A 12,819-nucleotide genomic window follows, 5' to 3' on the forward strand; every position below is an offset into this window, starting at 1 on the left:
ATCACTTCGCCCCCGGAAAGACGCCGTCGAAGAGATCGCCGGAATCGCTGGCTACATCCCGGATTTCCCGGCGCAGCGTCGGATCGTAGCCACGGCGCGTGGTGTCGTTGTTGTGCGAGATGAAGAGCGTCGAGTCGTCCACTGTGAACGCATCCTTCCAGCGGACGCTGCGGATGGTGTCGAGATCGTCGGAATCCCTGAACTTGTAGACGCGGTCGGCGGTCGCGGTCACAAGCTGCGGCTTCTCGTCGGCGAGTTCGCCGACCACATCGCCGAAGTCGCGACCATTGCTCTTAAGGGTGTTCTGCACGTCGTCCCAGACGAAGGTTCGTTGAGGATCGCCGTCGCCTTCATGCGAAGGCGTGCGTGAGCAGTTGATCGCGTCTCCTCCGGGCAGGGCGGGCAAGGCCGGGATCGGGAACACCTTCGAGAAATCCGACGTGCAGTTGAGGCCGGACGCCTCGGCGAAGGCGGAATTGCGCATGGCAAGCATGGTCGCGACCTTCTTGGTGGAAATCTTGTTGGCGTGAATGACGAAGATCACGATCAGCAGGATAACCGGCGCGGCGAGCACGAATTCGATCGAGGCCAGACCGCGGCGATCGCGGTGCAGCCGCATCATGAACCCGCCGGCCGGAGCGTTGCCGGCGTGCTCAGTGTGTGTTGACGGTAGCCCAGGCATTGGCTCCTCCCTGGTCGAAGACGCGTGTCAGGCCGGTGAAGCTGTCGGCGGCCGGGCTTTGCTTGATGGTGCCGGAAACCGCGCCGATATCGTCGGCAAGTGTCGCCGGCGCCAGCGAGGCAAGCCAGTCCTGGGTGTAGAGATCGAAGGCCGTGTAATTATGGACCCAGCTCTGCGCCAGCGCATAGGCGGACGGCGTCTTGTCCTTGAACAAGCGGACCTGGAGCCTGGCGCGCGGCGCACGCGAAACGATCGCCAGCGTCTGGTAGTCGGTGAGCTGATCGCCTCCGAAGGGCGTGAAGTTGAAGGGGATGCGTCCCTTCAGCCAGTAGGGCTTCGGGAAGGAAAGGAGCGGCAGATTGGCGCCAGTCACCGAGATCGCCCCGCCCGCCGGGCCGCAGACCTGGTTCCAGATCATGTCGAACTTGCGGGTGAAGTCGTTCTCGTCCTTCGTCTGCGAGTCGGAATAGCGCGGCGGCACGTCGATCGGCAGCTGGAAGGGGTTGGTGATGCCGAAGCCGACGCCGAAGACCTTGTCCGCGATCCAGAAGCTGGCATCAAGCGTCAGCTCCTGCCACCAGCTGAGATCGCCGGCATATTGCTCGACAATCGCCTTAAACGGGACCTTGCTCAGATAGGCCGGCCCGAAGGCTTCGTAGAAGATGTAGAACTCCACCAGTTGATCATCGATGCCGCTCTCATGGTTGACCCAGTCGCGGATATGGCTGCCGTCGACGCCGCCTGCCGTCAACGGGCCCTTGCCGTTGGGGAAGCCGCGGTTGGCGTATTCGCCGCGCATCAAGAGCGGATCCTGTCCCTGCGTACCATAGGACATCGCAAGGCACATTTCCGTATAGGCAGCGGCTGGATTGACGCCATCACGGTCCACCGGCAGGTTGCCGCCGGCGCCTTCTCCGGCCCGTCCGCAAGACTCGCAGGGCGGATGGAAGACGACGTGATCCGACTTGTTCAACCGAACCAGATGCAAGGCCTCATTGCCGACCCGCTCGGGAAAGCTTTCAACGAGGTAATCGTTGAGATCATTCATCGCATCGATGATGTCACTGGATTTGTTGATCAGACCCAAGGGATCATATTTGACCTGCGCCGCCACCGTATAGGCGATCGCCTTGGTGGCTTCGGTCGCGCGGAACCCCTGGAATGCCAAGCAGGCGCCATAGATGATGCCGCCGACGATCGGGACTTTCTGCCAGCCGGGGCAATAGGGCATCGGCGGAAGCGGCGGCAATAGCGACGCCGGTCCGAAGCCTTCGGTGAAGGAATACTGGGCGAGTTTCGCCAGAATGGCGGCCGAGCGCAGGGCCAGTTCCGCGGTGGTCAGCTGGTAGGCGACCGAGGTCGCCATGACCACGGTGGCCTGCGAGGAGGCGACATTGTTCATCGCCATGATGTTGAGATAGCGCGCCTCCCAATCGGCATGGACGAGTGCGGCGGCGTCGGCGGTATCCTGCGTGCGCTGCTTGTCATAGATCATCTGCCCGGTGTTCAGGATCCACACGATCATCAGCGCGAGCGCAATCGTCATGTAGAGGATGATCGGAGACAGGAAGCCGCGCTGGTCGCGGTGGAGTCGATTGATGAAGGACGGTGTCATAACAGGTTCACCTCCGCCGTCGAGATCGTGTAGTAGCGCCCGTCCTTCCTATGGCCGCGGGCAAAGACCCAGCCGGCATATTCGAGCAGCAGGAAGCGCGCTTCGACCTTGGCCGTGACAGGCACATGCGGCGAGCGGTTGATGGCGGCATAGAGCGCCATCGGGGCGCGGTCGACGGTGACCGTGACGTTCTGCGGGTCGAACATGTAACGGGCCTGGTTGCGCATCGCGCGCCAGTTCTTCGAAAGGCCCGAGGCGTCGGCAAGGCTCTTCAGCGCCTCTTCCGGCGGCTGACAGGCGCCGACGCATTTCAGCTGGTCGTAGGGAGCGGCCGGAATCAGCGCCAGGCGGGCGGCAAGATCGGCCTTGCCCGCTGCAGCATCGTCATCGCAGGTCTTGGGGCCGATGAAGCTGTGGATGGTGATCGGCAGGGCCGGGCAGAAATAGACGCGGGCGCTGCGCGCCGCCGCATAGGCGGCATAGTGGGTGAAGAGGTGGTTTTTGGCCAGGATCGTGAACTGGAAGACCACGAACATGAAGAAGACGAAGATCGGCGTGACCAGCACGAAATCCATCATCGTCGTGCTGCCTGACATATCGCCGTGAAGCTCCGATATCCGGCGCCGTCGAGCGGAGAGCCGCGGCAGCAGCAGCATTGAGGTTAGCAACAGCATGGCGATCGCGAAGGTGCCGAGAAGCGCGCCGTGATCCTGGGGGATCCAGAAGGTCCGCGAGTGCAGGATCGAACTCCAGAAAGCACCGTCGAAAGTGGGGCGTTCGAGTTCCGCGCGCATTGCCGTTACCTCACGAGTGAAAGAGGGGTGAAATCAGGCATGAACAGGCACCAGAGAAGTCCGAGAGCGGCGGCGACGCCGAAACGGACGGTATGATGTGTTTCTCGCGGCTTCAGCACGGTGGCTGCATCGCGGAAACCTGCGGGCAGCAGCAGGGCGAACAGTCCGACGGTTCGCGCCAGCACGCCCCATTGAACCCGCCGCGCCATCGAGAAGACGGCAATTGCGCCGCCGATCATCAGCGATGCGAGCGTCACGTCGATGGCAGGCCAGAGGCCGAGAACGGCGCCGAGCGCCGCCATCAGCTTGACGTCACCACCGCCGCAGCCTCCGGCTGCGAAGGCGATGATGAAGATCAGGCCTGAAGCAAGCAGGCCGGCAAAAGCCAGGCCGATCCCCGCAAGGCCGCCGCCGATCGCCGCCAGCATGAACCCGCCGAGCAGGCAGGGGTAGGTGACGGCGTTGGGGATCTGACCATAGCGGTGATCGAACACCGCCGCGGTCGTGGCGCAGGCGACGGCAAGAGCCGCCGCCGCTGGCATGAGGGTCAGATCGTAGGTCATGTCCATGACACCGAACCCGCTTATTGACCCGGCTCAGGAATTCTCTCGGCGTCGGAGAGAGCCGTGTTCTTTTCGTTGAACCATTCGCCGATCTGTTTGCCGAATGCGAGCAGGAGCAGCATCAGCGGAATGACGATAAGGGCGACGGCCAGGACGATCTGGGCCATGTCGCCGCGTTCGTCCTTGTGAAGTGCAACTGCGAGAGTCTTGAGTTTTGCAAACATCTGCGTATTCCTCGTTCCATGGTTTGTTTCGGATCGAAGACCTTGGTGAAGAAGAAGCAAGCATACGCCATCGATCCGAACCAGCACGTTGCTCGTTCCAATGATTTTTTCTGCTTCTGCTTTTCTTCCCCGGTCGCCAACGCTTGTTGAGCAACATCATTAAGACCCAAGAGTGCGCCCAAGGCCAGCCCTCCGTCAAGCAAACGGAAGGCAGGGTTCCAATTGTCTTGGAGGCGTCGCCTGCAGACAGGCGCTTGACGGTGGCGTTTTCAGGCTAACAGGCTGATTAAGCTATAGTTTTTTTCGGTGAGGCATGCAGCGGAGCGATTTTCGCGGATATCGTCGGCTGCTCCATTATTGGTCAATGGTTTCAAAGCGATAGAAGAGGCGGAAGCAAGGCGGCCAAAGTGGCGGGCGGGCGAGGGCGCCCCCATGGCGTTGCTTGCCGATCTGGATTAAGCTCGTCCTGAATATTGGTATGGCCCGTCAGTCGTTCCGGAGACAAAACCATGGAAACGATGAGCAGCGTCTTGATACTTGCATTGGTCCTCATTCCACTGATGTTGTTCTTTCCGACTGCTGTCCAGATGATGGTAACGCTGTTCGGCATGAGCTCCGTCCTTGTCGGGATGCCGCTCTGATGAAAGCCGTTTCCGACGACGCTGCCGAACAGGCGACCTTCCAGGTTCTGACCCGGGCGCTCGACAAGCTCCTGGCGCCTATCCGCTTCCTGCTCGAGGATCCGAGCGTTTCCGAAATCCTAATTAACGGGACTTCCGACATCTTCGTCGAACGGCGAGGCAAGCTCGAGCGTGCCGATACACGTTTCGCCAGTCGCGAGGATCTGGAATCGGCGGCGCGCAGCATTGCGCAGTTTTCCGGCAAGCGCCTGACGCCGGAGGAACCGAGCGTGGAAGCCCGTCTGCCGGATGGTTCGCGCGTGCAGATGATCCAGCCGCCCGCCGCCCGCACGGGGCTCTGCATCTCCATCCGCCGCTTTCTGAGGGAACATCGCAGCATTCGCGACCTCGTCACTCAGGGCAGCCTGACGGAGGACTCGCTGTCATTGCTGCAGGCAGCGGTCGGGTTGCAGAAGAATGTCATCATTTCCGGTGGCACCGGGACCGGCAAGACGACGATGCTGAACGCGCTGTCTGAAGCCTTCGCCGATCATGAGCGTGTCATCGTCATCGAGGACACGTCAGAACTGCAGATCCGCAAGGAGCACGTCGTCTATCTCGAGGTCACCAAGCCCGACAGGTTCGGTCGCGGCGGCGCCAGCATTCGCGAGCTGTTCCGCTCTTCATTGCGAATGCGACCTGACCGCATCATCGTCGGCGAGTGCCGCGGCGGGGAAGCGCTTGATATGATCCAGGCGATGACATCGGGCCATAGCGGCAGCCTTTCGACGGTGCATGCCAACACGCCCTATGACGCCCTGCATCGCCTGGAAACCCTGGCGCTGATGTCCGATATCGACATGCCGCTGCGGCCGCTGCGCTCGCAGATCGCCTCCGCCGTCGACGTCGTCGTCCAGATTGCCCGGTTCAAGCGCACCGGACGGCGACGCGTCATCGAAATTTCCGAGATCAAGGGCCTCAATGATGACGGCCAGTATATCGTCGAGAGCATCTACAAGCTCGACGGCGGCGGCCATTCCAATGCGGATGGAGAGTTGCGCTGGACAGGCGCCGTGCCGAGCTTTGCCACGGAAGCCTTTGAGGAGTTGGGAAGCAGCCAAGTGGAGCTCCCGAGCTGGATGAAACCCGTGGCGACCGCTCACCGTCCTCAGTAGAGGCGGGTTCATCTCCCTGGCCTAACCTGCGATCTTCTGCCAGACGGAGACATGCTGATCGCTGACCTTTGTGAACGGCTCCTTTTTCCAGCCGCCCCATCGGTCCTTGAGTTTCAGGCCGGCCAGCCGCGCCATGAGATCGAATTCCGCTGGCCATGCGTAGCGAAACGGGACCGAGAAGCGCCTGTAGTTTCCGTCCCGGATCCGGATGTGATGGGACGTGAAATTCTGGCTTACCACGTCGTACTCATCGACCCCCCAATGCGTCTCGGTGCGGTCGAACGCCAGGATCGTCTCGCCGAGCGGAAGCCGCTGAAGCGGCGGGACGCCAACCTCGATCAGGAAGTGCCCGCCAGTTTCAAGGTGCGCGGCCGCGTTCAGAAAACAAGCGACCTGGGCTTCCTGCGACGTCAGGTTGTTGATCGTGTTGAAAGCCAGATAAACGAGGGAAAAGCGCCTGTCGACACGGGTTGTCGCCATGTCGCCGATCACCACCGGAATGTCCGTGCCGCCCTCTTTGGCGCGAAGGCGAGACACCATCGCTCGCGAAAGCTCGATGCCTTCTACCTCTATCCCTTTCCGCGCGAGAGGCAGCGCCAGGCGCCCGGTACCGATCGCGAACTCCAGCACGCGCCCGCCTCCTGCGTATTCGGCCAGGAGATCGACCGCCGGATCGACGACCTCCAGGGCCGAGATCCCGTCGGCGTCATCGTAGGTAGCCGCGACCTCATCGTCAAAAAAACCATCGTCGTGCATCTTTCTTACCTCTCTGATAGCATTTGCCTGAGGACCGGTGGTGCCATCACCTTGCCCGCCGCTTCGCGGGCAAAGCATCAGTTGGTCCTAGCGATCGCACCAGCTCGCCAATCTCGTGGCGCGCGACGCCTATGTCTTCCAGATCGCGGTCCGACAGCCACTGCAGTGCCTGTTCCGTTTCGCGCCGTTGCCACCAGCGGATGAGGGCGGGCGCTGCGAACCGCAAAGCTGCCATCTTCGTCAGAAGGCTGGGAGCAAAACGATCCGAAATTTCAACGTGCCGGAGTTCGAATGTCATAACCTACGTCCAAGTTGTGTTGCGGTGATATTCAATCTAGTGAAATGCCATCCGACGTGTTATCGCCAGTCTGACAAATTATGTCTGTGAGACGCCATGATCGCCCCCGACAACCTGACCAACGTTCATCTGCCGGAAGACGGATTTGGAGATTATCCGCACACGGCCGTCGCCCAAGGTGGAGCAGAGCCCGCAGGGCGAACCTATTCTTTCCACGCGCACCACCGCGCTCAGCTTTTCCAGATCGTGCGCGGTTCGCTGCGGCTGGAGACCGAGCGGGGCTACTTCATCGTTCCGCCCGAACGTGCCGTATTCGTGCCGTCCGGTGTCCTTCACGAAGTGACATACCTGCAGGAGACGGAGCGCAGCTACCTCTTCTTCCGGCCCGATGCGGTCGTGAACCTGCCCTCCCAGGTCTCAGTGATCGGCACGACGCCGCTCCTGCGCGAAACTATCCTGGCGTTCCTGGAGATACCGCGCGCGGACGCCGGCAGTGCCCGTGCCGAACGGCTCGTCGCCGTCATTCTCGACCAGCTTCAGACGAGCCCGGTCGCGCCGCTCTCTCTTCCCTCGCCGGCATCCGAACGCCTCCGGAGCATCGCTTCCGACATCCGGAACGAACCGGGTGCCGATTGGCCGCTCGATGAACTTGCGTCACGAGCGGCCATGTCCCCCCGCAGCTTTCAGCGCCATTTCCACACCGAGACCGGCATGAGTTTCCGCGCCTGGCGTCAGCAGGCGAAACTGCTCAAAGCAGTGGAGTGGCTCGCCGCCGGCCGAAGCGTCGGCGATATCGCCTTCTCGCTCGGCTACTCGGGCCCCAGCGCCTTCATTGCGGTGTTCAGGACGGCCTTCGGTGTCTCTCCCGGACAATACTTCCAGGGAACCTTTCCGGGTCATGGCGCCGGATCCTCCGCGCGGCCGGCGCAATGACGCGTCCTGGCGCAACACGGCAAAGGCAGCATCATCGCCTGACGGCCAATCGGACGTTGTCTCCAAAGACACTTCGAAAACGGCTCAGGCCGTCTCCGCCGCAATGGCGCGCCGGCCCGTGCCGCGGGCCATCGCCATACCCCCCAGCAGGTTGCGGAGATCCGCTGCGGTTCTGTTGGCCATGACGCCGACCGCCAGGCCGCCTGATATCGCCAACAGATGAAAGATGGGGGCAGGCAGCAGGCCCGCAGCCTCAGGCATCAGCAGTTCCGGCACGAAACGGTGCAGCAGGTAGGTGGGAAAGGCCGACACGGCGATCAGTGTCACCAGACGCCCCAGCCGCACAGGCAGGGGGATGCGCGGCAGGTAGAGAAGCGCCATAAGTGCGGCGAAGATCGTCAGATATTTGACCGTTGTCCCGATCCAGAGCGTTTCCCAGAAGGCGAGATAGCCGAGCACGGCCGCGGCCACCGCCGTCAGGATGATCCGCTGCGCCGGCTTGCCGGCGAGGGCCGCGCACCAGCCGAACAGGCCGAGATGCAGGCCCCAGTAGATGGTGAAAATCTGCCGCCTGCCGATATCGAAGACGAGCGGCAGGAAAAACCGTGCCGTCACCGCCAGCCCGAGCAGCGCGAGCGAGAAGGCAAAGGGCCGCGCCCGCGCGAGCCTGCGCACATCAGGCACGGCAAAAACCAGCGAGAAGACGAGAAGCGTCTGCGCATAGGCTTCGATAAACCAGTAGAGATAGGGAATCATCTCGTGGCGCTCCGGCTCGGCATAGCCGAAATTGCCGGTCAGCGTGACCGAGGCCCAGGGAATGGTGCGCCAGGCGAGCCCATAGGCGGCGACGATGAGAAAATAGGGAATGAGAACATTGATTGCCGGCCGCAGCGCATGGCGAAAATTGCCGGCGAGGAAATGGCCCGATTGGAAGCGCGCCAGGCTGAAGCCGACGAGGAGCAGCATCACGCCCGATCCGCCGGGAATGGGCCAGAGCATCTCGTGATGGACCACGACGAGCAGGATGGCGATCGCCCTCAGAACCAGATCGGTCGGAAGCGCCCTGATCTCGGCAAAGTCAGTGCGTGCATTCTGCCTGTTGATATCGAGCTCGGCGATCGCCGTCCGCTCCCAGCCGTCCGGCAGCTCGATGCCAAGCCTGTCGAGTTCCATCGTCAATTGCAGGAAGCGGAGGGAGTCGCCGCCGAGCGAGACGAAGCTGTCGTTGCGGCTGACGATATGGGGGTAGAACACCCCCGTATAGGCATCGAGCACGCTGACCGCCGCCGCGCGGCTTGTTTCGCGCGTCGCCACCATTTCCTTGGTGAGGCCGGCATAGTCGATCTTGTCGGAGGCAAGCCGCGGAAGCTCGCTTCGCGCCCTGACGCAAATCAGGCTCGCCGGAAGATGGCTCGCCTCGAGGAGGATATCAAGCGCCCGAGCGGCGGAAGCGGCATCGGTCACATAGGCCTGCAGGCCGTGATCGTCACCGACGACGGCAGCGGCGATTCCCTTCTCGGCCAGAACCTGCTCCATGATGTCGAAGCCGATCCGCAGCCCGGCGACCTTGGCGAAACGGCTCCTGCGGCCGACGATCCGGAAGAAACCGTCCGCGTCGCGCATGGCGATGTCGCCGGTCTTCAATGCCGCGACCTCGGCCCCCCGCTGAAGGTCGGCGCGGTCGGCGCCGTAGCCCATCATCACGTTCGGGCCGGCATAGACGAGCTCTCCGGCAACGCCAGGCCGGTCGAGCGGATGCCCTTCCTCGTCGACGAGGCTCAGGCTGCCGCCGGGAATGGCGATGCCGATTCGCTCCTCATGGTCGGCCAGATCTTCCGGCGGTACGAAGGCGATGCGGGCGGCCGCCTCAGTCTGGCCGTACATGACGAAGAAGCGGCCGCCGTTGGCGCGCATATGGTCGCGGTAGAGGCGGATGAGCTCGGGCGCCAGCCGCCCGCCGGCCACCGTCATTAGGCGCAGCGCCTTGAGCTCGTGGCCTCGGAAGCGCGTCCTTTCCATCAGCTCGTAGGAATAGGGCACGCCCGAAAGATTGGTGCAGCCGCTTTCCCCGAGCAGCCGTGCGAAATCCTCGCTCACTACCGAGACGCCTGGAATGAAGATGCTGCCACCGGCAACAAGGTGCGAATGGAGGACGGAGAGGCCGTAGGAATAGTGAAGCGGCAGGACGAGGGCCGTTCTGTCGGCAGGGGAGAGTTCGAGATAGTCGGCGATCGCACGCGCATTTGCGTCAAGATTGGCTTGGGAAAGGCGCACAGCTTTCGCACGCCCGGAACTGCCTGAGGTCATCAGCAGCAAGGCGAGATCCGCATGGAGCGGAGCAGCGCTTTGCTGAGGGGAGGTTTCCTCGACGAGCCGCCAGCGGCCGTTGGCCTGCCGGTAGGTGAAATCAGGTTGAAAGGCCGACAGAAACTCTTGCCACAGCCTGTCATCGCAGGGGGGCAGCATCGCCACAGCATGGCCGGCGCGCAGCGCGCCGAGATAGGCGACGATCACATGTTCCGAAATATCGGCCGAGATTGCGACAAGCCGCTTTTGCCCCTGTCCCAGCCGCTCGGCAAAGCGCAGCGTCCGGGCGTTGAGGTCGGCATAGGAGAGTGTCCGACCGTCGGCCAAGATAAGGGCTGGGCGCTGATCGGCGCGCGCGATTTCAGAAAACAGGCCGGCGGGGATCATGGTTACGCTTCGAATTGGCAGAAAACTGACCGAAGCGCGTATAATCCTTGACAATAGCAGTCAACTAATTTTGCGGCTGCATACGTGATGCGGCGAACAATTTTGAGCTCGGCCGCGCACCGTCATGTCGGATTACCGCAACCTGGTGCGTCTTCAAAACAAGGGTCGTCGCGGACGGCCTGGCAAACAGGAGCAAAGGACACTGTGATGGCAAAGAACACGATCTGCGTATGGTTCGACAAGGATGCCGAAGAGGCTGCTCACTTCTACGCCAAGACCTTTCCCGATAGCGCGGTTGGCGCTGTTATTCGCGCTCCCGGCGACTACCCGGACGGCAAGCAGGGAGACGTACTCGTCGTGGAATTCACGGTCGCGGGCGTCTCGTGCATCGGATTGAACGGCGGCCCGATGTTCAAGCACAATGAATCCTTCTCCTTCCAGATTTCGACCGAAAATCAGGAAGAGACCGACCGGTACTGGGACGCCATCGTTGGCAACGGTGGTCAGGAAAGCGACTGCGGCTGGTGCAAGGATAAATGGGGCATCTCGTGGCAGATCACACCTCGCGTTCTGATGGAAGCCATGCGGGCCGGCGGCAGCGAGGCGAAGCGTGCATTCGATGCGATGATGACGATGAAGAAGATCGATGTTGCCGTGATCGAAGCAGCCCGCGCGGCTGACGGCTGACTGCGACCTGGCTGGTATTGGGCGCGGAGCGGTCTGGGACTTCGGCTATTTGGCCGAAGTCTTTGCAGTCACGAGTCGTGAAATGTGGCTCAACAGATTGGCTCTTGAGGCCTGTCAAAGCCAGCCAAGCGATAGCTCCGTCATCCGCGCGTAAGCTCGCGCCGCGCGTTCTGAAAAGCCCGCCTGCATGAAGCTCGCCTCCCTGTTGTGACTTCCTACCAGCCATAGCTGAAGGTTGCACCGCTGCCGTTGTCCCCATCCTGCACCACGTCGGTTTCAGTATTTCGCCCATACTGGAAAATGCCATAGGCATTGTTGTTGCCATTCTGCCGCAAGGTTGCGGAATGACCATTGCCCCGTTGCTGGATGAAGCCGAGGTTGCCGCGGCCGAACTGGGCGATGCCAGCTGCGTTACCACGGCCCAACTGCCGGATGTCGGCGTCTTTCAGGCCGCGGTATAGCGAATAGACGCGCAGCCCGGTTGAGAAAAGACCCGCATCCTCGGCATTGTCCGGCGCAAGGCTGAACGAGATCCGGCCGCCGGCATAAGCCGGCGCAGCCAAGGCTGCTTGCCCCAGGCTCGCGGCAAGAAGAGTGACGGTAAGGGTCTTGAACACATTGCGGGTCATCCTGATCTCCATTTGCGAAACCGCTCACACTTTTCGGCATCATGCTCTGGCCGATGATCAACTTTCGCATCTTCAAGCTGAATCTATTCGGAATCGCCCGTTCAGTTGTCGTTCAGTCGTTGCCTCTGATCGAAAGAAAAAGGCGCCAATACCGACGCCCCTTTCAAGAGATCTGCAGCGTGTCGGGGCCGTTCAGTTGCCGCCGGTCTTCGTGCAGCTGAAACGCTTATCTCCGATCACGACATCCAGCGTCGCCTCGTATTCGGTTCCCTGGGAGTCGAGCGAAACCGAGCTGAGGACAGCCGTGTGTCCCGCTATGGCATCGAAGTCGCCACCCTGGTTGATCGTGGAGCTTCCGCCATCTCCTGATTTCTCGACATGGAAGGTGTAAGTCCCGCCGACATGCCTGTCGGCGTGGACGAGCGCATACAGTCTCACCATACCCGCTCCAGGCCTTGCCTTGATTTCGCAAAGCTGCGCCTCTTCAGATTGGCTTGCCGTCGTCATGGCTGCAACCGCGCCGACGGGAGACAGGACCAGCGCGAGTATCGTCATCAGGCGACGTGGATGTTTGATGCTATTTGGCATGGGCCGTCTTCCCTAATGGTCTGCTGTTGCGTCCCTTGATCTCATTTTACGTCATCGCGCAGCCGCTTACGGGCAGGCCTGGACGAAGGCCGCGACATTGCCGTTGCCGCCCTGGCTGACATTGGCGCTGCAGCCACGACCGACCTGGACACCAGCGGCGATGTTGCCATTGCCGTCCTGGGTCAGGATGGTCGTGTGGTTGGAGCCAAACTGGCCGACGCCGGCCACGTTGCGGTTGCCGTGCTGATAAGTGGCGCCATAGTTGTCATTGCCTTCCTGACCGACAGCCGAAAGGTTATGGCGACCATATTGACGGCCGACAATCCGGTTGTAGCCACCGCTCTGATAGGTTCTGATCCGGTTTGCGTACCCTTCCTGCGCGCCACCGGCAGAGTTCGACCAGCCATATTGTTCGATACTCACATCGTTGGCCATGGCGGGAGCTGCGGCGGTGAGGCCAACGAGCGCGACGAGTGCGGTTGCAATGAAAGAGGTGCGGATCATGTGTGTCTCCTCAGGCGGATAGGACCGCGGTTGAACGTTCTTCTTCTAGACGCCCTC

At 61.7% G+C, this 12,819-nt stretch carries 13 protein-coding genes and 1 pseudogene; 3 read left to right on the plus strand and 11 right to left on the minus strand.

Annotated features, from left to right (window positions below):
- Window position 1: 1 nt before the first annotated feature.
- Genes RHE_RS24810 through RHE_RS24830 form a run of 5 tightly spaced genes read right to left on the minus strand, consistent with a single transcriptional unit; the run spans window position 2 to window position 3,878 of the window.
- A complete protein-coding gene (locus RHE_RS24810; RefSeq protein WP_011428009.1) occupies window positions 2–682 on the minus strand; it encodes a TadE/TadG family type IV pilus assembly protein in 681 nt (226 codons plus the stop codon).
- Window positions 654–2,297, minus strand: a complete 1,644-nt coding sequence (locus tag RHE_RS24815; RefSeq protein WP_011428010.1) for a Tad domain-containing protein — start codon at window positions 2,295–2,297, stop codon at window positions 654–656. Before RHE_RS24815 ends, RHE_RS24810 begins: the two co-directional genes overlap by 29 nt.
- Window positions 2,294–3,091: a TadE/TadG family type IV pilus assembly protein gene (locus RHE_RS24820; RefSeq protein WP_011428011.1), complete on the minus strand. Its 798-nt coding sequence runs from the start codon at window positions 3,089–3,091 to the stop codon at window positions 2,294–2,296. Before RHE_RS24820 ends, RHE_RS24815 begins: the two co-directional genes overlap by 4 nt.
- A gap of 5 nt (window positions 3,092–3,096) precedes the next feature.
- Window positions 3,097–3,660: a prepilin peptidase gene (locus tag RHE_RS24825; RefSeq protein ID WP_020923041.1), complete on the minus strand. Its 564-nt coding sequence runs from the start codon at window positions 3,658–3,660 to the stop codon at window positions 3,097–3,099.
- 14 nt (window positions 3,661–3,674) lie between these two features.
- Window positions 3,675–3,878 (minus strand): hypothetical protein, encoded by a 204-nt coding sequence (locus RHE_RS24830; protein ID WP_020923042.1) that lies wholly within the window; start codon window positions 3,876–3,878, stop codon window positions 3,675–3,677.
- Window positions 3,879–4,285: 407 nt separating this feature from the next.
- On the opposite strand from RHE_RS24830, the pseudogene RHE_RS24835 reads away from it, so the two are divergent.
- Window positions 4,286–5,673, plus strand: a pseudogene (locus RHE_RS24835) (CpaF family protein).
- Window positions 5,674–5,694: 21 nt separating this feature from the next.
- On the opposite strand, the gene RHE_RS24840 reads toward RHE_RS24835, so the two are convergent.
- Window positions 5,695–6,429, minus strand: a complete 735-nt coding sequence (locus RHE_RS24840; protein ID WP_042119855.1) for a class I SAM-dependent DNA methyltransferase — start codon at window positions 6,427–6,429, stop codon at window positions 5,695–5,697.
- A 46-nt stretch (window positions 6,430–6,475) separates the two neighbouring features.
- The gene (locus tag RHE_RS24845; protein ID WP_042119857.1) at window positions 6,476–6,727 is read right to left on the minus strand and encodes a DUF1127 domain-containing protein; all 252 of its coding nucleotides are present in this window, start codon (window positions 6,725–6,727) and stop codon (window positions 6,476–6,478) included.
- Between the two features lie 96 nt (window positions 6,728–6,823).
- Between RHE_RS24845 and RHE_RS24850 the strand changes: the two genes are divergently transcribed.
- On the plus strand, window positions 6,824–7,660 hold the full coding sequence (locus RHE_RS24850; protein WP_011428015.1) for an AraC family transcriptional regulator: 837 nt from the start codon (window positions 6,824–6,826) through the stop codon (window positions 7,658–7,660).
- Between the two features lie 84 nt (window positions 7,661–7,744).
- Here RHE_RS24850 and RHE_RS24855 read toward each other — a convergent pair whose 3' ends face one another.
- The gene (locus RHE_RS24855) at window positions 7,745–10,354 is read right to left on the minus strand and encodes an AMP-binding protein (RefSeq protein WP_042119860.1); all 2,610 of its coding nucleotides are present in this window, start codon (window positions 10,352–10,354) and stop codon (window positions 7,745–7,747) included.
- A 207-nt stretch (window positions 10,355–10,561) separates the two neighbouring features.
- On the opposite strand from RHE_RS24855, the gene RHE_RS24860 reads away from it, so the two are divergent.
- Window positions 10,562–11,041 (plus strand): VOC family protein, encoded by a 480-nt coding sequence (locus RHE_RS24860; protein WP_011428017.1) that lies wholly within the window; start codon window positions 10,562–10,564, stop codon window positions 11,039–11,041.
- 215 nt (window positions 11,042–11,256) lie between these two features.
- Here RHE_RS24860 and RHE_RS24865 read toward each other — a convergent pair whose 3' ends face one another.
- The 3 genes from RHE_RS24865 to RHE_RS24875 all read right to left on the minus strand — a co-directional run bounded on the left by RHE_RS24865 (window position 11,257) and on the right by RHE_RS24875 (window position 12,762).
- Window positions 11,257–11,670, minus strand: a complete 414-nt coding sequence (locus RHE_RS24865; RefSeq protein WP_011428018.1) for a hypothetical protein — start codon at window positions 11,668–11,670, stop codon at window positions 11,257–11,259.
- Window positions 11,671–11,862: 192 nt separating this feature from the next.
- Entirely contained in the window at window positions 11,863–12,258 is a 396-nt protein-coding gene (gene csgH / locus RHE_RS24870; RefSeq protein ID WP_011428019.1) for a curli-like amyloid fiber formation chaperone CsgH, read from the minus strand.
- Between the two features lie 66 nt (window positions 12,259–12,324).
- Window positions 12,325–12,762 carry a curlin gene (locus tag RHE_RS24875; protein ID WP_011428020.1) on the minus strand — a complete coding sequence of 146 codons (438 nt, stop codon included), beginning with the start codon at window positions 12,760–12,762 and terminating at the stop codon, window positions 12,325–12,327.
- Between the last annotated feature and the right edge of the window lie 57 nt (window positions 12,763–12,819).

Source organism: Rhizobium etli CFN 42, from assembly GCF_000092045.1.
GTDB classification, from domain to species: Bacteria; Pseudomonadota; Alphaproteobacteria; order Rhizobiales; family Rhizobiaceae; genus Rhizobium; species Rhizobium etli.